Source organism: Fervidobacterium sp. (assembly GCF_059913585.1).
Window position 1 is genome coordinate 295,014 of sequence record NZ_DBOLZL010000014.1, and the last position, 22,891, is coordinate 317,904.

Annotated in this window: 23 protein-coding genes and 1 tRNA gene; 10 read left to right on the plus strand and 14 right to left on the minus strand. The window is 38.5% G+C overall.

Annotated elements, in window-relative coordinates:
- Positions 1 to 2: 2 nt before the first annotated feature.
- The 5 genes from AC3M61_RS06080 to glnA all read right to left on the minus strand — a co-directional run bounded on the left by AC3M61_RS06080 (position 3) and on the right by glnA (position 4,318).
- Positions 3 to 737 (minus strand): LytR/AlgR family response regulator transcription factor, encoded by a 735-nt coding sequence (locus tag AC3M61_RS06080; protein ID WP_500779980.1) that lies wholly within the window; start codon positions 735 to 737, stop codon positions 3 to 5.
- Positions 738 to 766: 29 nt separating this feature from the next.
- Positions 767 to 1,756 (minus strand): sensor histidine kinase, encoded by a 990-nt coding sequence (locus AC3M61_RS06085; RefSeq protein ID WP_500779981.1) that lies wholly within the window; start codon positions 1,754 to 1,756, stop codon positions 767 to 769.
- Positions 1,757 to 1,882: 126 nt separating this feature from the next.
- Complete coding sequence (locus AC3M61_RS06090; protein ID WP_500779982.1) at positions 1,883 to 2,329, minus strand: NifB/NifX family molybdenum-iron cluster-binding protein; 447 nt, start codon at positions 2,327 to 2,329, stop codon at positions 1,883 to 1,885.
- Positions 2,330 to 2,372: 43 nt separating this feature from the next.
- Positions 2,373 to 2,753, minus strand: a complete 381-nt coding sequence (locus AC3M61_RS06095; RefSeq protein ID WP_500779983.1) for a PadR family transcriptional regulator — start codon at positions 2,751 to 2,753, stop codon at positions 2,373 to 2,375.
- A 194-nt stretch (positions 2,754 to 2,947) separates the two neighbouring features.
- Positions 2,948 to 4,318: a type I glutamate--ammonia ligase gene (gene glnA / locus AC3M61_RS06100; RefSeq protein ID WP_500779984.1), complete on the minus strand. Its 1,371-nt coding sequence runs from the start codon at positions 4,316 to 4,318 to the stop codon at positions 2,948 to 2,950.
- 278 nt (positions 4,319 to 4,596) lie between these two features.
- Between glnA and AC3M61_RS06105 the strand changes: the two genes are divergently transcribed.
- Genes AC3M61_RS06105 through hisS form a run of 4 tightly spaced genes read left to right on the plus strand, consistent with a single transcriptional unit; the run spans position 4,597 to position 8,528 of the window.
- On the plus strand, positions 4,597 to 5,676 hold the full coding sequence (locus AC3M61_RS06105) for a glucose-1-phosphate thymidylyltransferase (protein WP_500779985.1): 1,080 nt from the start codon (positions 4,597 to 4,599) through the stop codon (positions 5,674 to 5,676).
- 23 nt (positions 5,677 to 5,699) lie between these two features.
- Complete coding sequence (locus tag AC3M61_RS06110) at positions 5,700 to 6,536, plus strand: HAD family hydrolase (RefSeq protein ID WP_500779986.1); 837 nt, start codon at positions 5,700 to 5,702, stop codon at positions 6,534 to 6,536.
- A 7-nt stretch (positions 6,537 to 6,543) separates the two neighbouring features.
- Complete coding sequence (locus tag AC3M61_RS06115) at positions 6,544 to 7,278, plus strand: tetratricopeptide repeat protein (RefSeq protein ID WP_500779987.1); 735 nt, start codon at positions 6,544 to 6,546, stop codon at positions 7,276 to 7,278.
- Complete coding sequence (hisS, locus tag AC3M61_RS06120) at positions 7,263 to 8,528, plus strand: histidine--tRNA ligase (RefSeq protein ID WP_500779988.1); 1,266 nt, start codon at positions 7,263 to 7,265, stop codon at positions 8,526 to 8,528. The genes AC3M61_RS06115 and hisS overlap by 16 nt, the downstream gene beginning before the upstream one ends.
- A 45-nt stretch (positions 8,529 to 8,573) precedes the next feature.
- On the opposite strand, the gene AC3M61_RS06125 is transcribed toward hisS, so the two are convergent.
- Positions 8,574 to 8,647: transfer RNA gene (locus AC3M61_RS06125), tRNA-Gln, on the minus strand.
- A gap of 112 nt (positions 8,648 to 8,759) precedes the next feature.
- Between AC3M61_RS06125 and AC3M61_RS06130 the strand changes: the two genes are divergently transcribed.
- Genes AC3M61_RS06130 through AC3M61_RS06145 form a run of 4 tightly spaced genes read left to right on the plus strand, consistent with a single transcriptional unit; the run spans position 8,760 to position 12,171 of the window.
- Complete coding sequence (locus AC3M61_RS06130; protein ID WP_500779989.1) at positions 8,760 to 10,256, plus strand: NTP transferase domain-containing protein; 1,497 nt, start codon at positions 8,760 to 8,762, stop codon at positions 10,254 to 10,256.
- Positions 10,257 to 10,847 carry an SIS domain-containing protein gene (locus AC3M61_RS06135; RefSeq protein ID WP_500779990.1) on the plus strand — a complete coding sequence of 197 codons (591 nt, stop codon included), beginning with the start codon at positions 10,257 to 10,259 and terminating at the stop codon, positions 10,845 to 10,847.
- Entirely contained in the window at positions 10,844 to 11,218 is a 375-nt protein-coding gene (locus tag AC3M61_RS06140; RefSeq protein ID WP_500779991.1) for a hypothetical protein, read from the plus strand. The genes AC3M61_RS06135 and AC3M61_RS06140 overlap by 4 nt, the downstream gene beginning before the upstream one ends.
- A gap of 26 nt (positions 11,219 to 11,244) precedes the next feature.
- A complete protein-coding gene (locus AC3M61_RS06145) occupies positions 11,245 to 12,171 on the plus strand; it encodes a hypothetical protein (protein ID WP_500779992.1) in 927 nt (308 codons plus the stop codon).
- 42 nt (positions 12,172 to 12,213) lie between these two features.
- Here AC3M61_RS06145 and AC3M61_RS06150 read toward each other — a convergent pair whose 3' ends face one another.
- The 8 genes from AC3M61_RS06150 to sdaAB form a co-directional block, all read right to left on the minus strand.
- The gene (locus AC3M61_RS06150) at positions 12,214 to 13,053 is read right to left on the minus strand and encodes a glycosyltransferase family protein (protein WP_500779993.1); all 840 of its coding nucleotides are present in this window, start codon (positions 13,051 to 13,053) and stop codon (positions 12,214 to 12,216) included.
- 32 nt (positions 13,054 to 13,085) lie between these two features.
- Positions 13,086 to 14,120, minus strand: coding sequence for a glycosyltransferase family 2 protein (locus tag AC3M61_RS06155; RefSeq protein ID WP_500779994.1), 1,035 nt, complete (start codon positions 14,118 to 14,120; stop codon positions 13,086 to 13,088).
- On the minus strand, positions 14,117 to 15,112 hold the full coding sequence (locus AC3M61_RS06160; protein WP_500779995.1) for a hypothetical protein: 996 nt from the start codon (positions 15,110 to 15,112) through the stop codon (positions 14,117 to 14,119). Before AC3M61_RS06160 ends, AC3M61_RS06155 begins: the two co-directional genes overlap by 4 nt.
- Before the next feature lie 23 nt (positions 15,113 to 15,135).
- A complete protein-coding gene (locus AC3M61_RS06165) occupies positions 15,136 to 15,888 on the minus strand; it encodes a TPM domain-containing protein (protein ID WP_500779996.1) in 753 nt (250 codons plus the stop codon).
- Between the two features lie 27 nt (positions 15,889 to 15,915).
- Entirely contained in the window at positions 15,916 to 16,716 is an 801-nt protein-coding gene (locus tag AC3M61_RS06170; RefSeq protein ID WP_500779997.1) for a DUF4895 domain-containing protein, read from the minus strand.
- 38 nt (positions 16,717 to 16,754) lie between these two features.
- A complete protein-coding gene (hutU, locus tag AC3M61_RS06175; protein WP_500779998.1) occupies positions 16,755 to 18,419 on the minus strand; it encodes a urocanate hydratase in 1,665 nt (554 codons plus the stop codon).
- Between the two features lie 185 nt (positions 18,420 to 18,604).
- On the minus strand, positions 18,605 to 19,477 hold the full coding sequence (gene sdaAA / locus AC3M61_RS06180; protein WP_500779999.1) for an L-serine ammonia-lyase, iron-sulfur-dependent, subunit alpha: 873 nt from the start codon (positions 19,475 to 19,477) through the stop codon (positions 18,605 to 18,607).
- Complete coding sequence (sdaAB, locus tag AC3M61_RS06185) at positions 19,474 to 20,136, minus strand: L-serine ammonia-lyase, iron-sulfur-dependent subunit beta (protein WP_500780000.1); 663 nt, start codon at positions 20,134 to 20,136, stop codon at positions 19,474 to 19,476. Before sdaAB ends, sdaAA begins: the two co-directional genes overlap by 4 nt.
- A 354-nt stretch (positions 20,137 to 20,490) precedes the next feature.
- Between sdaAB and AC3M61_RS06190 the strand changes: the two genes are divergently transcribed.
- Positions 20,491 to 21,600: a TDP-N-acetylfucosamine:lipid II N-acetylfucosaminyltransferase family protein gene (locus AC3M61_RS06190; RefSeq protein ID WP_500780001.1), complete on the plus strand. Its 1,110-nt coding sequence runs from the start codon at positions 20,491 to 20,493 to the stop codon at positions 21,598 to 21,600.
- A gap of 399 nt (positions 21,601 to 21,999) precedes the next feature.
- Complete coding sequence (rfbA, locus tag AC3M61_RS06195; protein WP_500780002.1) at positions 22,000 to 22,869, plus strand: glucose-1-phosphate thymidylyltransferase RfbA; 870 nt, start codon at positions 22,000 to 22,002, stop codon at positions 22,867 to 22,869.
- The last annotated feature ends 22 nt before the right edge of the window (positions 22,870 to 22,891 follow it).

The window sequence follows — 22,891 nt, forward strand, 5'->3', positions numbered from 1 at the left end:
GATTACTCGAGCAGTTTTTTTATAGAGTCTTTATAATGTCTTCCCACAGGGATAATCTCCCCATTTGAAAGTTCAAGAGCTAAGGAACCAAAATAATTTCGGATAATCTTTCTTATCTTCTCAACATTAACGATATACGACTTGTGCACTCTTAGAAACTTTTCGTAGGGCAACTTAATCTCACAATCTTTAAGTGACGTCTTCGTTTTCATCTTTCCGTCTTTTGTAACGACAATCGTCTCGCCTTCTTCCGATGTTAGAAAGATTATCTCGTCAACATTTAGAAAAACTATTTCATCGCCGATTTCCACAATGAACTTGTCAGCTTTTAATCTTTGTGCTAAGTCCTTTACTCTTTGTAAATTATCCAATAGACTGGCTCTTTCAAAAGTGCTCAACTTTCTAACCTTCTCAATAGCTTCACGCAACCTTTCCTTTTTTATTGGCTTTAAAAGATAATCTACAGCATTTTCTTCAAAAGCCTTTACCGCATACTCCGAGTAGGCTGTTGTAAATATGACGTATGGTTTGTGATTGATATGTTGGAGCACATAAAATCCGTCGTGTTCCCCAAGGTTTATATCAAGAAAAACTATCTCAGGTTTTTTCTCGTTTATCACTCTTATCGCTTCTTCTGCATCCTTAGCAATACCAAGCACTTCCAATCCTTCTTCTTTTACCATTTTTTCCAACACCATTGCCAAAAGTTTTTCATCTTCAACAATAACGCAGGTCATAAACTCCCCCCTTGAAGAACTTTTCTAAGTTACCCAACATCCTCCCAGGAAAGAGTAACAATCGTTCCAACTTCCGGGGAAGTTTCAAAATATAGTTCCACTTTCCGTGAAAATGCATTCATCAGTTCTTGAACAAGCTTTAAACCTGTTCCTGGAATTATCTTCTCCCCGCCTTTACCATTATCACGAACCTTTATCGTAACAGTCCCATTAACTTTCATACATTCTAATTTTATCTTCCCACCGTTTTTCGATTTCGCTATTCCATGAACCACAGAATTCTCTACTATTGGCTGCAAAACCAAAGAAGGAATTTTCACTGTCTCACATGCTGGACTCATAGTAATTTCGTACTCAAGACCTTCCACTCTAACTTTTTGTATCTCAAGATAGCGTTTGGTAAGTTCCAGTTCATCTTTCAATGTCCAGACTTCGGGCGCATTCAACACAACCCTGAAAAGCTCCGCGAGGTTTGACAAATATTCCCTAATCTTCTCTCTTTCCACTTGCAAGTCCAACATCGAAATTGCTGTGCTCAACGAATTGAAAAGAAAATGTGGGTTTGTTTTGTATCTAACAACCTGGATGCTTAGTTTTTGCTGGACAGTTCTTAGCTTTTCATATTCCTGAATCTGCTTTTCCAGTTCTCTTTTCAAAGTTAAATAAGACACACCAAATGAGACTAAAAGAAAGGTGGAAACGACGAGTAACGAGTTTGAAAAGTTCACAAGAGAATCTTCTGTATATTTGTAAACCCACATTCTAAATATGTTTGAAAATAAAAAGAGCACTGCGACGATTGCAGTAACCAATAACGCGAAGTAAAGAACCTTACTTAATTGTCCAGAATTTCGGATTTCCTTCCACCAAGTTCGGAAAACATAATAAGTCAAACCAACCGTATTAACTATGACAAACACAGATACGACAGAGATGAAATACAAATTTGAAGGTAAAAAATACATTGTATATACGAAGATAATAAGCGCAATCACTTGCAAAAATAGGAAAACTCGCAAAGTTAATCACCCCTCGGGAAGAACAGATTTTTCTTCAACACTAATTTTAACATAACGATGACCAATAATAAACAATAAAACCGACGCCTTTAAAGCGCCGGTTTGTTGGAAAGATTTTCTCACCTTTTACTTTCTTGGTTCTATTTTTTTCAGAGCTCCTGTAGCAAGTTTTGAAATTGCTTCATCAATACTCGTTCCCGGTCGAACCAAGTAAATTTCTATACCTCTCTCTTTCAAATCCTCAAACATGTGTGGTCCTATCCTAACAGCAATAACTGCTTGAATGTCTCCTGTTGAGGCAAACACCTCTTCATGCCCGTGGTGATGACCTTCACCATAGCCGAGTTCACCATGATGCCAACCATGTCCATAGCCTTCGTGATGTTCGTGATGCTCGTGATGGTCATGATGAGCATGATGACCATGATGACCATGTCCTCTCGCATGGAGATTTTCCGAAAGTCTTCTGGATATTTCTTTTCCATCTTCAAGTTCGACTAGCATAAAATATTCAGCCCTGCCAAAGTGACTTGCCACCGTTTTTCCATCGTCCGTAGGAATCGCAATTTTCATCCCCAACACCTCCTTCAAGTGTGATTTTCGCTTGTCGAATTTTTCAAGCATTCAAAAACAAATCAAACGCTTGCTTTAGTCTTGATATATATTCCACCAACTGCTCCAAGTATTTAAGCCCTTCTTCTGTTATTTCGTATACCTTCCTCAGCCCACCGTTTCCTTCCTGGAGTGAATAACTCACCAATCCATGAGCATTTAGCTTTCTTAGTAAACTATAAATGACACTTTGGTCATGTTTAAATGGATAATATTCCGCTTGCAATATTTTCTCGTATAATTCGTAACCATGCATTGGTTTCTTTGAGAGCTCTTTCAGAATAACCGCCGTAAGATAGTCTCCAACAGAAAAACCTGTTTGCTCACATATATGATGTCCATGATGTCCTTCACCACGATGTTGACATGCGCATTTTCTTCTCATGAATCATATTCCCCTCCTCAGCTATCCAATCACTATAATTATCAATACTGATTATATATCACTACTGATTTTTGTCAAGTAGTGTATCAAAATTAACCCCCTTGGCACTTATTAGCCCAAGGGGGTGGGGGTACTGGTATGAGGAAGCTTCTCTGTAACTTTGGAGTTTTCAACTCCTATTATAGACTACCAGATTACACATCGAAATACAAGTCGTATTCTTTTGGGTGTGGCACGGAGTTGACTTGCCTTTCTTCGAATAATTTCGCTTTTATCCAGTGTTCAATTAAATCTTTCGGGAATGTTGTTAAGAATTCGTGATTATTTTTCAATGCTATACAGCTTTCTTCGAGCGATTTTGGAAGAGGTTTAAGTTCTTTTTCATAAACATCTCCTTCAAATGGTCCGAAACCTTCAGAAGTTGGGTCTATCTTCTTCCTAATACCATCGACACCGGCAAGTATCATTGCTGCAAAACCAAGGTATGGGTTACACGTCGCATCTATGGTTCTGAACTCAATTCTTCGTTTTTCTGGGTCTTTCACATAAGCGGGAATTCTAATAGCCGATGTTCTATTTGCAAGCGCAAAGACAGCGTTCGTTGGTGCTTCAAAACCTGGGACCAATCTGCGGTATGAGTTCGTTGATGGGTTTGTGAAAGCCATAAGTGCAGGGGCGTTTTTCAACATACCACCGATATACCAAAGAGCTTCGTCGGAAAGGTTGTAAAGTTTATCCCCGTTGAATATGTTCTTACCGTTCTTTTTCAAGAATTGATGCACATGCATCCCATTACCAGCTTCGTCAAACATAGGTTTTGGCATGAATGTTACTAAGTATCCGTACTGTTTTGCAACCATTCTTGCAACGTGTTTGACAAGCATAGTGTAATCTGCAGCTTTTAAAGCATCTACAAGTGTTAATTCAATCTCTACTTGGCAGGTTCCAACTTCGTGATGATGGTATTTAACAGGCACTCCGTATTCAAGCAACTTTTTTACAATCGCATTTCTGACCTCCATCAATCTATCAAATGGTGGGATTCTGTGGTAACCTTTTTTCCTACCAATGAAATATTCCCCTGTCTCACTGGATTTCCAAAAACCTTCTGAGCTATCAATTTCGAACATGACTCTGTTGGACTTCACATCGTATCTCACATCTTCAAAGATGTGAAATTCGTATTCAGGTCCCAGATAAACCTCATCTGCGATATCTTTTATTGACTCCAGAGTTTTCTTCAAAATTGTCCTCGGGTCGTGCGAGCATGGTGTCATATTTTCAACTTCGTAGACATCACAAATCATTGAAAGAACCTTTTCACCATCGTATTCCTCGATAAATGCGGTCTCCGGGTCTGGAATAATAACCATATCACTGCTGAAGACCTCGGCATATCCAAGATTCGATGCATCAAATCCGACACCTTCAAAGAAAGTCTTTTCGGAAAAGTTTGTTCTTGCAAGTGTCACATGTCGCCATCTACCCCAGAGGTCAACAACCTTGAGGTCTATGAAATTTATACCCTCTTGTTCAATCAGTTTCAGAACTTGTGAACTAGTCATCTTAATCCCTCCAGGAAAAGATTATTCTTGAATTGTTTTTTTCATATTAATACTAACATGCCTATTTGAAAGAAACAAATTACATCATCCAAGTGGAGCATACAAAAAACGATTTATCTTAAACTAACCTGAGAGCTTCTCATTTTTTCTTAAGAATTCTTTGATATGCTCTTTAAAAGCTTTGGTGTTTTGGATGCAAGATGTTTGAAATTCCGTATTGTTGTTATATAATAGTTTTGCTAAAAGCTTTTGAAAATTATTAATAAGGGGTGAGAAGAGTGAAAGCTATCATTCTTTGCGCAGGGAAAGGAACACGTTTAAGACCTCTTACCTACACAACGGCAAAACACCTTATTCCTGTTGCAAACAAACCGGTTATACTCTACACTATCGAGAAAATCAAAAGCGCAGGGATTAAGGAGATAGGAATCATCGTTAGTCCAGAAAATAGACAGGATTTCATAACTGCACTTGGTGATGGTTCGCAATACGGGGTTAACCTAACTTACATCCTCCAAGAAGAACCAAAAGGCTTGGCACACGCCGTTCTCATGGCAAAAGATTTCCTAGGCGATGAAGATTTCATGATGTACCTTGGTGACAACCTCATTATGGATGATATAAGACCCTTCGTAAAAGAATTCGAAGAAAAGAAAGAGCTCAGTGCTTTGATTATGCTCTCTCCAGTCCAAGACCCATCACGCTTTGGTATAGCGGTAATGGAGGGGAACAAAATTATTAAAACCATCGAGAAACCCAAAGAACCACCTTCAAACCTCGCAATCATTGGCCTTTATCTGTTCAGAAAAGACATTTTCGAAGGCATAGCCAACATCAAACCCTCTTGGCGTGGGGAACTTGAAATAACAGATGCAATAGATTGGCTTATTCAACACAAAGGAACTGTTGAAGGGCACATAATATACGGTTGGTGGAAAGACACGGGTAAACCTGAAGACCTTATAGAAGCAAACCACAAGATTTTGGATGAAATTATTGAAGAGTTCAAAATTGAAGGCACCGTTGAAGCCTCATCGGTTATACAAGGTAGAGTAAGTGTTGGAAAGAATTCAGAAGTGGTCAATAGTGTTATAAGAGGACCTGTAATTATTGGGGATAACTGCACTATTTCAAACGCTTACATTGGTCCTTACACATCGATAGGTAACGGGGTAATGATTGAAAACTGCGAAATCGAAAATTCCATTGTAATGGACGAAGTTAAGATTTCTAACCTTTCGTTCAGGATAGATTCCTCCGTCATAGGTAAGAAGGTAGAAATAACAGAGAACGATGGCAAACCAAAAGGTGTCCAGATAATCGCGGGTGACCTAAGTAAAGTTATAGTCTCAAGATAACATAAAAGCCGGGGGTTAGAGAGATGGTAAAGCTCATAGTCACAGACTTGGATGGGACACTTCTAAACGATGAAAAGCACATACCAAAAGAAAACATCGAAGCGCTAAAAAAAGCAATGGAAAAAGGTATACACGTAAGTGTTGCAACAGGCCGGAATTTCTACTCAGCCAAACCATACATCGAAGAATTAGGACTTGATGTTCCTGTTATCTTCCAAAACGGCGCGTTTATTTACCAGTGGATGGAAGACAAAGTTATATACAAGTCCGAACTCAAAACAGAAATTGCCGAAAGGGTTATTGAAACGGCAAGAAAGTATAAGATTTTCTACATACTCTACAGAGACTTCCTAGAAGAGAAAGATATGTACATAGACCAACCATACGACGGTAGTTTTTCCCTTTATCTGAATCAAAATCGCTGGAGGTTGAATATTGTCGATGATGTGTTAAAATACTTAAAAAACAAACTCACTGTTGCCGAAGTAGCACTTGTTGGAGATGAAGAGCGAATAATTCATGCTTTGAATGAAACCATTGACGGTTTGAGAAATGCAACAAGTATTGTAAAAAATAACACGATAGGTCAAGAAACTTTCTACGAAGTCTTCGGACCAAATGCTTCAAAAGAACTATCAATAAATTATCTTTTTGAATATTTTAACGTTGTTCCAGAAGAAACAATGTACTTGGGAGACAGCTTCAACGACATTGGGCTTCTTAAGATGGTGGGTTATCCGGTGGTTATGGAAAACGGGCATAGTGAAGTTAAGCAATATGCAAAATACATCACAAAATCCAATAACGAAGCAGGAGTTGCCTATGCGGTAAGAAAATTGGCACTGAGAATAGATGAATAAGCTGGTGATGAGAATAAGCAAATCGCTTAAAACTTCGATTTTATTCGTTTTCTTTGTAGCTTCTAGCTTTGCATTTCCCAAGACCAACCAAATGAGTGAAATATCTTACAAAATCCAGTATATGATTGGCAACAGGCAAGCCAAGGAACTTATACAGTTCCTTGGCTCTTTAGATTTTGAAAAGTTAACGCTGATAGAAAAAGCTGATTACATAATCGCCCTAAGCGAGCTTTACAGTTGGGCAGGTGTGGATTATAGTTATTCCGAAAAAGCCTACAAACTAGCCGATGAAATGCTCAAAAAGTATCCAGAATTTTGGAAATTTCACTACGCAATGGCAGTTGTGCTATCCCACAGGGTTCAAAAAAACAATCTTCTTGCAATAACACTTGTTGGAAAAATAGACCATCATCTCAACCAAGCTATGAAATATGGACCCAAAGAATGGGAACCTTTCTTTTTAGCAGGTGTTCGAAACTTAGAAGTTCCGCTTTTTCCAAACCTCACACTCGCTGAGCAATATTTAAAAAAGGCTTTAGATAATAACCCAGAACACATTTACACTTATTTGATGTATGGGAAACTTTTGGAAAAGAAAGGACAATTTTGTGATGCACTGAACATCTATAAAACAGTACTCCAGTTGCCCATCAGACCAGAATGGAAAGTAGTTGACGAGGAAGCAAAAAATGAGATAAAGAACAGAATCTCGGAGGTGGAAAGGAAGTGTACCAAAAAATAAAAGGAACGGAAGATTTATACGGTCAGGAGATGAAGTATTGGTATTGGATAGAAGAAAAAGCCAGAAAGATTTCCTTGGTATACGGATTTACAGAAATTCGCACCCCGATATTTGAGGAGACAAAACTATTCGTCAGAAGCGTTGGCCAAGATACCGACATCGTCCAAAAAGAGATGTACACATTTGAAGACAAAGGTGGCAGGAGCATCACCCTAAGACCGGAGGGAACTGCTCCAGTTGTTCGCGCATTTGTCGAAAATGGCTTGATTACACAAGGCTTTCCTCAAAAATATTTTTACATCGGTCCGATGTTCCGCTACGAGCGTCCACAATCTGGAAGACAAAGACAGTTTCATCAATTTGGTGCAGAAATCTTCGGAAGCCCATCTGCACTTGCCGATGCGGAATTAATAGCCTTTGTTGATAGATTTCTTAGGGACATAGGTCTTGTGGATTTTGAGATACATATAAACACACTTGGAGACACAGAGGACCGCGCAAGTTACAAACAAGCACTGAAAGAGTATTATGCTCAACACCTGGAGCATCTTTGCGATGATTGTAAAGTAAGATACGAACGAAATCCATTGAGATTGCTCGATTGTAAAGTAGATGTTGAATACGCAAAACAAGCCCCAAAACTTATTGACTACATAGGTGAAAACGCACGAAAACATTATGAAGAACTAAAAAAATTACTCGACGCTCTTGGGATAAAATATGTAGAAGACCCAAGACTCGTAAGAGGGCTTGATTACTATAACCGAACTGTATTTGAAGTGCACCACCACAAACTTGGTGCGATGAGCGCAATTGCCGGCGGTGGCAGATACGACAATTTAATAAAAGAAATTGGTGGTAAAGATGTTCCGGCATTAGGATTTGCTGCGGGTATGGAAAGGCTGATACTTGCATTAAAAGCCGAAAATGTGCATGTTGATGATATAAAGATAAATGAAGTATATGTTGCACACTTTGGAAGCGAAGAAGTCAGAATAGAAGCGATGAAACTTGCTCAGCAACTTCGCAGGGAAGGTATCGCAGTAAACCTTGAAATCATGGAAAGAGGTCTGAGTGCACAACTCAAAAACGCTGCAAGAACAGGTGCAAAGCTTTGTATAATTATTGGTGAGAACGAACTTGAAAGGGACATCGTATTGGTCAAAAACATGGAGACAGGTGAACAACTTGAGTTCGAGAAAAACTTTGTTGTCACCGGTATCAAAGACCTATTAACAGAACTAGCATAAAAACTTAAAAGCTCCCGTACGGGAGCTTTATGATGGTATCAAATTTGGCTGGGAGGGGAGGATTCGAACCTCCACTGGCGGATCCAGAGTCCGCAGTCCTGCCATTAGACGACCTCCCAACACGCCTTGAACAAGCAAGGCAAGATATATTTTACCATAAGGATTGGGGTTGTCAATGGTAATATAATCTCAAAAGGAGGCCTAAATACCCAAGGACGAGGTGAGCGATGTATGGTAGAATACAAATACATAATCGTGCAAGCAGGCGGGAAAGGAACCAGATTGGGTAAGTACACTTTCAATAAACCAAAAGCATTGATCCCTGTAAACGGGACTCCTCTTCTTTTGAATACGATGTCTAAGTTCTCGGGTTCAAAATTTATTATCATAGGCGACTATAAATATGAAGTTCTTAGGAACTATCTTCGCAAATATGCAAAGGAAAAATATGTTTTAGTCAAAGCTCATGGTTCAGGAACGTGCGCAGGACTTCAAGAAGCACTGAGTTACATACCACAAGGAACACCATTTATAATCACCTGGTGCGATCTTTATTTTACAGATGATTTCAAACTTCCAAACGATGAAAAACCCAAGAATTATGTTGGTCTATCAGGAACATTTCCATGTAGATGGTCTTACGAAAATGGGGAATTCCGAGAAGAGCCATCAATAACCAATGGCGTCGCCGGATTTTTCATCTTTCAGGATAAGGAACTCATAAAAGACGTCCCAGATAATGGAGAATTCGTTAGATATTTAAGTACAAGAAAAGATTTGGTATTCGATACAGTAGTTCTGAGAGGAGTCAAGGAATTTGGAACTACAGAAGAATACGAAAAACTCCTTTCTGAGGCTGTTTCAAGGCCTTTTAATAAAGTAACAGTGCTAGATAATGTGGTTGTGAAAGAGCCTATTGATAAAAAGGGACTTGAACTGGCAGAATTAGAGATTGCCTGGTACAATCACGTGTCGAAATACCAATACGAACACATACCCACGGTTTTGTCTGACAAACCTTTGAAACTTGAAAAGCTAAATGCCAAACATCCTTTTGAGTTACAACCTACTCACGAAGTGCTCGTTAAAATACTGGAAGCCCTTTCTAAACTGCATAGTTATCAAACAATCTCACCATGCAAAATGAGTTACTATAGGGAGTATTATCAAAAAACCTTCGAAAGACTTTATGAGGTAAAAAACATAATTCCGCACTCAGAAAAGCCCGAGCTTTGCATAAACGGTAAAATAGTCCCGAATCCGTTTCTTTTAGAAGAGGAGGTTAAAAAGGCTTTAGAGAAATTCTTTAACAATCCTTTTGCCATAATCCATGGTGACCCAACTTTCTCGAACACTATGGTCACTGATGATGGTAAGGTCTATTTTATAGACCCCAGGGGGTATTTCGGTCATACAAAGATATTCGGTGACCCCGATTATGATTTTGCAAAAGTTTATTATAGCCTTGTCGGGAACTACGACAAATTCAATAGAAAAAGATTCGAGCTCAAAATTTTTCAGGACAGCGTAGAACTTGACATTGAATCAAACGGTTACGAAAATTTTGAACCTTTATTTTTCGAGATAGTGGGTATCAATAAGACAGAAAAGATTAAATTACTTCATGCAATAATATGGTTATCTTTGACTACATACGCTTGGGATGATTATGATATGATATGCGGTGCCTTTTATAACGGTGCGCTAAAACTTGCGGAGGTGTTGTAAATGTTGAACCATCTTGAAAAACAATTGGAAGCATTGAAAGGAATTGTGGAAAGAATTGACAAAGTAAAATTAGAAAAGCTCATAACGGAAATGGTTGAAACAATAAGAAACGGTAAGAAGATAGTGACTTCTGCTCTTGGAAAAAACGTGCCAATATGCGAAAAATTCACTGGCACGCTTATTTCTCTTGGTATACCTGCATATTTTCTTCACACGAACAGCGCTGTTCATGGAGACCTTGGAATTGTAAAAACTGGTGATCTCGTATTGCTTCTCTCGAAAAGTGGAAATACAGAAGAATCAGTATATCTTTATGACCATTTAAAAGCAAAGGGTGCGAACATATGGATAATGACTTATAATGAAAATAGTATACTTGCAAAAATGAGTGAGAAAAAGGTTATACTGTATCTTGAACATGAAGGAGATAAATGGAACCTTGTTCCAAACAATTCTTCAATTGGATATCTTTTTATACTTCAAGCAATAGCTATGGAATTATTAGATAGGCTCGATATTCAAATCGACGAATTTAAGCTTAATCATCCTGGTGGATTTATAGGGAAAATACTGAGAGGTGAAGGATTGTGAAAGTTAAGCTCGCTCTCTCCATATTACCAAAAGTCTGGATTTTTGACCTTGATGGAACACTTGTAAAACATAATGGATATTTAACTGAGGGTGATACATTACTACCGGGTGTTAAAAAGCTATTTGAGAAAATACCGGAAACTGACTTCATAATTATACTTACATCAAGAAGCGAAGAATATCGCGAAATTACTGAGAATTTTTTAAAAGAGAATGGAATAAGATATAACGTTATTTTGTTCGATTTGCCACAAGGCGAGAGAATTCTTATCAACGACGTTAAACCTTCAGGCTTATTGACAGCGTATGCAATAAATAAAGAAAGGGATTCGGAACTTGACCTGGAAGTTATAAAAATAGACGAGCTATAAAGAAAACCAATTAAGGAGGAAACAATGTGCTGTCACTCTTAGGAAAACTGCTTAGGCTCATTCCAAAAAAACTTGACCCAGACAAGGCATATGTTATCGTGAGTCCACATGTTGGTGACGTATACGCTTTTTGTTCCCTCAGTGAAGAGGTTAAATTGCGGTATAATATAAAAAGAATAGTCCTAATAACCCCCAGCAAATTCCATCAACTTGCTTTATGTTTCAAAGGTATAGACGAAGTAAGCGAAATATCAAGCAGACTTGCAGAATTTTTTTCGTGGCTTCCTCTAACACACCCTCTAAAATTGCAACCTTTAAAGTCCGGAAGTTTAAATATCTGCAGCCCTGGATTGTGTGAAAAAATAATTTTTTTTAAAGGGTATAACTTCTGGGACGTATTTCGTTTGAAGATGGGGATTGAGAAAAAGATGAGGTTTAGGTTGATTCCTGACCTTCCTAAACCATCAAAAGATGTAATTGAATTAAAGAGAAAATATGAACGATATCAGAAAAAACTTTATATCTTCCCAATTGCAAGAGCCGTAAAAAACACAAAAGAAATTAGAAGCATTTTTCGACAAATTGTTGAATTTGCCATGGCCGATAACTGGGTTATCTTTGCTAACGACATCCCAGATTATCTCTCAGATATGCCACTAATCCCCGTACGCTTCTCGCTTTTGGACACTATTCACTTTGCCAACTTTGCAGGAAACGTCTTGACAATTCGCAGTGGGATTACAGACCTTTTGTCAAACTCCTCAGCAAAGATTGCAGTTCTCTACCCTGATCTCAAGACAACTCATTTGTTTGGTAAGACCACGATCAAAGACTACTTCCCTGTAAGCGAATTTGAGATGCGCGCTGTGATGCGAGAATTCACTGTCTCTCAAAACAATACCGCTCAAATAACAAAGGAACTAATTCGGTTTTTCCAGCTTGAGTTTAAATGATAAAATAATGATAAAGAACAAAAATTTTGCCCGATGTTATTTCTATCGGAAAAAATGAAGCACTTTATAAATAGCACGAAGAATTAGTATCGTCAAAATCTTGGGACGATTGTTGCCCTCGCCGTATCCGAAATTTTGCACAGGTCTTAAGATACTATGTCGTCCGGCGTTATGCACTACAGGTATGATTTCTAAGTGGTCTTTATGCAAAAACCAGAACTTCCCATCCTTTATCTTATACTTTAATACCGTTGTGGTCGGAATAAAATTGTACTTTGGGTGAAGCCTGCAAAACCCTTCTTTATAAGCAATGTAATTAGGTATAATGGTATCGATACCCCATATGTTGCTGGCTTCAGTCAAACGTGCCATTTCATTTGACACTTCCAAGAAGAAGTCCCTAGAACCTATCAAAAAACCAACATTGATAAGTTTTTTGCCTTTGAGCACCTTAGTTATTTCATCGTAACTAGGTATATACCCTCGCTTGATTAAAATGTCGATAGCAGGACTGATCTCTTCGACAACACCCGCAATTTTACAGTCAGTTTCGAACAAATCCGAAATGTCGGCTTGAAAAATTAAGTCACCAGAATCCGTAATTGCAACTTTCTCGTAATTGGTTTCTTGCTCTAAAAAGTCCGCAAGTTCAAAAAAACGGGTATTATTTATCAATCCTTCTCTTTCTGATGCCTTCCTAACAATAGCCCCTTGTTCGGAAAGCTTTTGAACTATATCTTCCGATAATCCATAATCCATAATTAGTACATCTATCTCCGATAAATCTACATTGTCTTTTAACGACCTAAACCAATGGTTCAAAAGAAAATCTTCGTATTTTCTGTTGCACGCGGTTGCTATCAAATATCTCTTCTCAGCCAATCAAAATCACCTGCTTTCAACTAAACGTTTGTTCAAACTCTTGACTTCGACTTAAACATAATTCCTGCAAGTCTAAGGATTATGTATGTTAATTCGGGAAAAAGTTCATAGGTCGTTCTTATAAAACTTAGTTGCCTACCCATTTTCGTTGGGTTCTGCCTGTACTTTACTTTGAGCACTTGTTCGCGAATATTTCTACATCTTCCAATCCTGATCCATTTTGTAAATGGATATCCGTTGAAAGCAAGATTGCCAATAGTCCACGCAAAAGCGTTCGGAATGACAAATTCATCTAAGATTTTAACAAGTTCAGATTCGTTACGTATTTCGAAAAATCTTCTTAACCGTTTCATTGAACCGACATTGTGAAAGCAAGTTAAAGTAGGCCGTTTCGTAGTTGAGCTATACCTAAATACAGCTGACGCAATAGCTCGGTTTAAAACATAAGCAAAAGATGAAAAACTGAGAAATTTTGAAATAAATTCATTATCCTCTCCGAATAATGCCCCTTTCGTGAACCTTAGTTGATTCGTATCGATAACATCCATAAGAAATATAGAAGAATTTAAGCTTATGTGAGTTCGGCTCAAGAGAAAATCTTTAGTTATCTTCTTTGCGTCTTTCAATCCCTCTTCGTAAACATAAGTTTCATCATACCTATACAAAACTTTTCCGTTTGGAGTTACCACATCCTGCCCACCAAAGGCTATCTCGCAATCATTTCTTTCACATGCTTCAACCAACACCTCAATAGCATCTGGAACAAGCCAATCATCCCCATCTAAGAACTTTATATACTTCCCCTTAGCATTTTCAATCCCTACGTTCCTTGCAACACTTACACCCTCATTTCTCTTGTGTATAACTTTATATGGAAATCTGCTTTGACTTCCCAATATCTTTTCCACAACAGCACCTGTTTTATCCACTGACCCATCGTTTACCACTATTATTTCTAAATTTTCGTACGTCTGCCCCAGCACACTCTCCAATGTCTTCGGGATGAATTTTTCTACGTTATACGCTGGAATAACTATGGAAACAAGTGGTTTCTCAGAACAAATCACTTTCCTATTATCCTCCTCAAATCACCAACCATCAGCGCCTTTACTTTTGAGGGAAGATAACTAATTGTTAAGTATACTAAAATTAGGTCGAGTGAGAAATAAATATACCAAAATTTGTTTAAGAATCCCATCACATCAGAGATGACCACTCCAAATAGACTTATTAAAACATAAATCAAACTACCAAGTAACATGTGGTAAGAAATTACAAAAAGCGCGTTCATGGATAACCTTAAAAAGAACTTATCAATCTTTATCTTCTTCACCAAATCAGAGAGGAACACGATAATAATTATTGCCAAAATCTCTCCAAAGAACGAAATTATTCCATTTTTTCCAAACCATTGATTGTTCCAGGAAATGTGCCCATTGACCTGACTTATTAAAATCAAACCAACAGTTGCAAGCATAAAATCCACAATGGAAACACTAAGATTTCTCTTTTTCCATTCACGACCAATCCAGAAAAATGGTATTGCAATAATTGCAGCATCGATTTTAAAAGGTAGCGGTTCGTGTGCGAAAATCCTGAATGCGAAAGAGCCTAAGATTGAAATAAATAATAAAAATCTACTCTTTTCAACGATATTGAATAAAATCTCTGCAAGAAAAAGCATCAGAAAGAACCACACAGGTATCGCGTTTACAGCTACTTGGTCTAACTTGTCCATTCTACCTATAAGAAAATTTGTCAAATAAACGCGTTTTGGATAATTCATTACATTGCTGGGCGCGATAAGTAAAAATACAATTGTATTAATGAAACCGGCAACATAATAAGTTTGAAGAAGTAAAATTCGAGAGAGAATTATGTCTTTTAACCCTCGTTTTTTCCACTGGTATCCCCTTGCAAACACAAGAGAACCTAGTCCGTAGCTGAAAAACGCATAAATGTAGTTTGGGGTTCCAGCATGAACCAGCATAACAAAGAATATTGCTAGACCTTCCAATATGAGTATGTTTATTTTTTCAACTTTGTAAATACTTTCCATCTACTGTTAACACCTCACTACTTTTACCACTTCCCGCTTGCACCACCACCGCCACTTCTGCCCCCGCCAAAACCTCCAAATCCGCCACCAGAGCTTCTACCAGACCCTCCGAATCCTCCGAATCCACCCGGTCCCATTGGACCCCGCGGACCAATGTACCATATCCCTCGCCTCGACAAAGCTAACATGATAAAAATCACAATAAATATTATTATCGCTATCGTCTCAACATCCACAGAAGAACTTTTAGGTAACTCTGCATCTACGTCAAACGTCAGTTCCACGTTGTATTCTTTGGCAACTTCTTTTACAAGAGCCAAATATCCGTAGTAAATCCCTTTGGAATAATCGCCTTCCTTGAAGTATGGAATGATATACTCATCCCTAATCCGTCCAGCCTTCCCATCCGGGATGGCACCTTCAAGTCCGTAACCTACCTCTATACGCATCTGCCTGTCATTTATCGCAACAAGCAATAAAACACCATTATCTTTTCCTTTCTGCCCTATTCCCCATCTTCTGAAAAGCTCAACCGCATACTCTTCAATTGTCATTCCTTGGAGCGAGTCAATAACAACTGCTGTTACCTGCGCTGTGGTTTTGTCTTCAAGCTCTTTTCCCACCGAGATTATCTTTTGAACATACTCAGGTTCAACCACACCAACGTAATCGTTGATGTATTTGTATGGTGTGGGCTTTGGAAAATCAACGGCTAACAATACGTTTGAAATAACTAAGAAAACCAAAATTAGATAAAACGTTCGCTTTACTCTCATTTACTCAACCCCATTCATATCGCAAGCTCAAAAATACTTTGCGATATCAGATTTTATTTTCTCATAGTCTTCCAGTAGCCTATCAACTCTTTCAAACGGCGCATTAGAAAAAATCGTTTCAAACTCAAGTGTAAACGAACCAATGACACGTTCTGAAATTGGATAATACTTGGCAGGAGCAAGGTTGTATTTCTTCCTTAGCAAAGAAATAACCTCCGAATACAATGGACGGAACTCATCTGTTACCTTTTTATCAACAACAAAGAAATTTATCCCCTCATCGTTTATTATGGTTTTACATATCTTGTATTTGCCATCTTTGTATTTTCCCAAAAATTCCAAAACCTTTTCATCAACACGCTTCGCAAAAGAAAACGATTCTGTGCCAAACACCTTTTCACTGAACATTTCCTTGTTCAAAAACCCATCATTTCCAGCAACCGCTATGAACCTAGTCTTTAACGGCAATTTCATTATACCACATTGACAAACCCACTGCTCATTCGAATTACCTATAATCTCCCCGCAAAGTTTGATGAATTCGTCTTTTTTCGCAAGCTCGTTCATTTTGTAAATTGCGGGAGTTAATGACATCGGTAAGGAAATCGAAATCCCAACGATTTTTTCATTGGAAGGTGTAACAATAAAGTTTATATAAAACGGAAAAGATGAAAAGTGCTCAGTATGGTTAAGATGACAACTTACCACCGCCACATGGCGGTGGTAAACATCGAGCCTTTCTTTCTTACTCTCCAAAAATTCGACAAGTTCAGAAGTATCAAAATCTATTTTTTCTAATTTCTTAAACCTCTCAGGTCCTACATACATTGCTTTCTCTCAACCTTCCTTCTTAAAATCAACTAAAATTACTTCCCTTCTTCATCTTTCAACATAGGCATTCTGATTCCGTGTTTTTTCGCCGTTCTGATTGCAATCTCGTATCCCGCATCGGCGTGTCTTACGACACCCATTCCCACATCGTTTGTAAGCACCCTTTCGAGTTTCTGCCTTGCCAAGTCAGTTCCATCTGCAACGATAACAACGCCGGCATGGAGTGAATAACCAATGCCAACACCACCACCATGGTGGAACGATACCCATGTAGCACCACTTGCCACGTTGAGCATAGCGTTCAAAATGGGCCAGTCGGCAATTGCATCACTTCCATCTTTCATTGCCTCAGTTTCCCTATACGGACTTGCAACAGAACCTGTGTCATGGTGGTCTCTACCTATAACAATGGGAGCTTCGAGTTCGCCTTTTCTCACCATCTCATTCATTGCAAGTCCCATCTCAGCTCTTTGACCCATACCAAGCCAACAAATTCGTGCCGGAAGCCCTTGCCATTTTACTTTCTTCTGAGCCATCTCTATCCATTTCCTCAAGTGTTCGTCTTCTCCGAAAAGTTCCAACACCTTCTGGTCTGTTTTGTAGATATCCTCAGGATTTCCAGACAGCGCAACCCATCTGAACGGTCCTTTACCTTCACTGAAAAGGTCTCTGATGTATTCTGGCACATATCCTGGAATATTGAACGCATCCTTAACACCATGGTCAAAAGCGAGTCTTCTGATGTTGTTTCCATACTCAAAGACCTTCGCACCTTGTTTTTGCATTTCCAAAATAGCGTTCACATGTTTAACAACACTATCGTAGACCATCTCCAAGTATTTTTGTGGATTTTCTTTTCTCAACTTAAGTGCTTCTTCAAAAGAAATACCTGCCGGAACGTATCCGTTGAGTGGGTCGTGTGCAGCTGTTTGGTCTGTGACAACGTCGGGGATGATTCCTCTTCTTACAAGTTCAGGATGCACGTCAGCAGCATTAGCAAGTAGACCTATCGACAGAGGTCTACCTTCTTTCATAGCTTCTTTTGCCATTTTCAACGCTTCATCGAGGCTATCTGTCCACGTATCAAGATATCCCGTTTGGAGTCTTCTATCTATCATTCGTTTATCCACTTCAACGGCAATTACCACACCATCGTTCATTGTTACAGCAAGTGGCTGAGCACCACCCATCTCACCAAGCCCAGCTGTCAATACAAGCCTTCCTTTAAGCGTTCCTCCAAAGTATTTTTTAGCAACCGCATAGAACGTTTCGTAAGTCCCTTGGAGTATCCCCTGCGTGCCTATATAAATCCAACTACCTGCGGTCATTTGCCCGTACATGATGAGCCCGCGTGCTTCAAGTTCGTTGAAATATTCCCAAGTTGCCCATTTTGGAACGAGGTTGGAATTTGCAATGAGCACACGTGGCGCCCACTCATGTGTTTTCCACACGGCAACAGGTTTTCCACTTTGAACAATAAGTGTTTCATCATTTTCGAGTTCCTTAAGCACTTCGACTATCTTGTAGAAACATTCCCAATTTCTCGCTGCTTTTCCTTTACCACCGTATACTATCAAATTTGCCGGGTCCCTTGCAACTTCAGGGTCGAGGTTATTCATAAGCATACGCATTGCAGCCTCGGTCTGCCAGGATTTACACGTTAACTTCGTTCCCCTTGGAGCCCTAATCACCTCTGCCATAATCTAACCCCCTTCGAATAACATCCAACATACACTGAAAAATTCCATACTTTTATTCTACTCCTAAGCGCAACTTTTCTCAATTCTTCTTAAAATAACCATACCCAAGAAAGACAAACATTTAGGAATAAATTCAAAGCATTTCAAAAACCATTTAACGCATTTTTCTATTTTTCTTTTTTTCTTTATTCCGTCCCTTTCCAATTTTCTCGTATCTTTTCAACAACTTCTTGTGCAGTTTTTGTGGCAGCGATACCACCAAGCCCGGTTTCTCTCAGCGATTCAGGTAACGATTTTCCAACTTCGTACATCGCTTCAACAACCTCATCAAACGGTATAACACTCTCCACTCCGGCTAATGCCATTTCCGATGAAGCAATAGCTACATTTACAGCATTACCATTCCTTTTCACACATGGCACCTCAACAAATCCACCAACGGGGTCACATACAAGCCCCATAAGTGCTTTCAAAGCCAAAGCAGCTGCGTGTCCAACTTTGATAGGGTCTTTAGAATAATAATAGGTCAACAACGCTGATGCCATTGCTGTTGCTGTTCCAATCTCCGCCTGACAACCACCTGCAGCACCTGAGAGCGTTGCCCTCTTTGCAACAACATTCCCAATCCCAGAGGCAACTATGAATGCTTTGAGTAAATCTTTGAAATCTGCCTTTTCAACCTTCCAAAGTGCATAAGCAGCACCCGGAACAACACCGCACGAACCCGCCGTCGGGCAAGCGACAATCCTTCCCATCGATGCATTCGATTCACCCATTGAAAGTGCAACAACCGTTGCTATATGATTAAACTCGCTCATCATCTTTGGTTTCGCATTCGCAAGTTTATAGGCATTATCACCTGTCAGGCCTGTAAGCGTTTCGAATCTTTTACCAAAATTCTTCTCAGCTTCCTCGAGCATAACCTTTAACAAATTACTTAACACCTGCTTAACTTTCTCCGGGTCTCTACCTGTTTCTATCATTTCTTGAGCCAGTATAATCTCACTGAACTCAAGATTCGTGTTTTGCCATATCTCAATTAGCTCTGAGAATTTCATATCATCTCACCTTCTTCAAGTCTTACCGCATACACTTCGATAACATTTTTCAAGGTCTTGATACATTCTAAAACTTCTTCGTTTGGATTTTCATCGAGCTCAATAATTGTTAGAGCTATTCCCTCAAGTGCATTTACCCTGCGCAAGTAAACATTCGCAATATTCACGTTTATACAATCCAAAATCCCCTTCAGAGCTCCTGGTCTATCTTTATTAACAACAACCAGTGCAGGATAATCGCCAGCAAGCGAACAATCCACACCATTGATTCTTGTAATTCTAATCGCTCCGCCACCGATGGAAGAACCTTCAACTTCATTGTATAAATCTCCTTTATGAGCTTTAATCAACACAGTATTAGGGTGCACATCCCCAAGGTCTGCAAATTCAAATTCATATTTTAAACCTACATCTTTTGCCAACTTGTATGCATCCTTCACTCTCGGGTCATCCGCTTTTAGTCCAATAATACCAGCCAATAGTGCTCTATCTGTTCCGTGACCTTTGTAAGTTAACGCAAACGAACCATGCAAAGTAAAGAGAACACTTTCTGGAATCCCCATTAGTTTATACACAAACCTTGCAATTCTAAGTGCACCGAGCGTATGTGAACTTGATGGACCAGTCATAACAGGACCTGAAACTTCGAGCAAACCCATGGAATTCACCTCGATTCATCTTGAAATAAATACCACCAAATATTATACCACTAAAAACAAAACGGGGATTTATATATTCACACACCAAATGACTCAAGAATATGCTCATACCATTGTTTCAGCTATTGGTTTTAATATCTTATTAGTTGAAACATGGTTATTAAGAACAAAAAACAACCGCCTACAAATGTTCACGCAAAAATTTCTTGAACTTTGTTTCTTAGGTATTTGGTAAGGTATTGTAGAAAAATTTTATAGGACATAATCGTTAAGTTCATTCGGTTAAACTTGATTAAAATGGAAACCTATGTTCAGTTCAATTTAGAGAAACCACTTGATACGGAGGTTGACAGAATGATATTGCATATCATTGCCACACATCCAGGTTCGATTTATCTGGTTAAGTTCTACAAATTTATAAAACAAAATTTCGATGAAAGTGAGCATATTTTCGTAACAACTTTTCCAAATATTCCCAGCACTTTCGCTACTTCCGAAGAACTTGACCACGTAACTCATCTAATCAAGTATGTTAATTTGAACTCCCAAGAAGACCAAAGAACACTTCTGGAGGTTTCGAACCAAGTTAGTAAAATTATTATACATTCATTGTTTGATGTAAACTGGTTGAACTGGATTTATAACAAAGAAAGTCTGTTAAAAAAATCAATAGTAATACTTTGGGGCGGTGATATATACTCCTTTTGGTTAAAGAAAAAAAAGTATACACCCGTAGAGCTGATCTCAGAATTCTTTAAGGTCAATATACTTTTAAATGTCAAAGGAATAGCTTCTCTTTTAGAAGAAGATTACGAATTTGTGAAAAATCATTATATCACGAATGCTAATTATTACTATGTTTTCTATCCAAATCCAGTTGACTATGCTCTGCTCGATGAAATATTATTGAATGATAAAAACAGCGAGCAAGTCGCCAAGTCGAGAAAGATACGAATTCTCCTGGGAAATTCAGCAACCGCTACAAACAACCATTTTGAAGCACTGGAAGCCATTTCAAAGGTCAAGGATATTGATTTTGAAATAGTCTGCCCACTATCATATGGTGATACTCAATACGCAAATCAAGTATATTCCTTAGGACAAAAATTGTTCGGTGAAAAATTTATACCACTTACACAATTTCTTAACCCCAAGGAGTATGCTAAAATCCTTGCAAGTGTCGATGTAGCTATTTTCAACAATAATAGGCAACAAGCACTTGGAAATATATTAGCTCTTCTTTACTTAGGAAAGAAAGTGTACATAAGAGATGAAATACCAAGTTGGAAATTTTTCAAAAGATATGGAATAGAAGTGTACAATGTAAAAGAAATATTAGAAACTCCTGGTGTGAAAATATTCGATTTTGATGAGAAGGTTGGTAAGAAAAACAGAGATATAATCAAGAAAGAATTTTCGGAAGAGAAAGCGGTTGAAACTTGGTTAAGGGTATTTAATGAGTGAATCCATTCCAAACTTACTATGTCTCGACAACTTTCAAACAACAGTGATATTTAATAGTTATCACCACCTTAGTATTGTTTTGAGAGGAAAAACCTAAAAGTATTTCCTTACCTTTCCGGAAGGTCGGTAAAGAAATCCCTCTAATCTTTAAACGATTGGTCGAGTTTATGGAGAAATATATCAGTCACATTCGAGGAACATGGATAGAACTGGGGAGTGGTTTTGTTATTTTTTCAAGAAAAAGAAAGAAACGTTGGAATAATAATATCATTTTGGTATTTAGAACAAATCACCTTTATCTGGCCAAACTATCTAAAAAACATTTTACATAAGTGACTGGGTACTTTTTTAGAATTAGTTTTCGAAGACACTAATCTTCAAATGCTAGAGGTGGTCGATTTGAAAGGCATAGTTCTCGCTGGTGGTTCAGGCACAAGGTTTTACCCAGCAACGATAGCTGTGAATAAACAACTTCTTCCTTTATACGATAAACCACTCATATACTATCCACTGTCTGTTCTAATGCTCGCTGGCATCAGAGAAATTCTTGTTATCTCCAGTCCAGAATATCTGCCACTTTATCAAAAACTACTCGGTGATGGTTCTCATCTTGGTGTACATTTTGAATACAAAATCCAAGAAAAACCACGAGGGATAGCCGATGCATTTATCGTGGGAGAAGAATTCATAGGAAGAGAAAACGTGTGTCTTGTACTCGGGGATAATGTTTTCTTCGGCCAAGGTTTTTCTCCGATTTTGCAAGACGCAGCTAAGCTAACGGAAGGTGCGATAATATTTGCTTACCCGGTGAAGAATCCAAAAGATTTTGGCGTTGTTGAGTTTGATGAAAAATTCAATGCGATAAGCATAGAAGAAAAGCCAGAAAATCCAAACTCGAACTATGCTGTGCCTGGATTGTATTTTTACGATAACAGAGTGGTTGAGATAGCCAAGAGTTTGAAACCGTCGTGGAGGGGTGAACTCGAGATTACGGATGTGAACAAAGAATATCTCAAGATGGGAAAGTTGAGGGTCATTCCACTTGGTAGGGGCTTTGCATGGCTTGATACAGGAACACCGGAAAGCTTTTTGGAAGCTGCGAATTTTGTAGCAACGATACAAAAACGCCAAGGGTTTTACATCGCATGTTTGGAGGAGATTGCTTACAGGATGGGGTTTATTACAAAAGAAGAGCTATTAGAACTTGGCAAAAAGATGGAGAAAACAGAGTACGGAAGGTATTTGATAGAGATAGCTGCAGAAAGCTAATTAAATAAAAATGAGGCGGCGA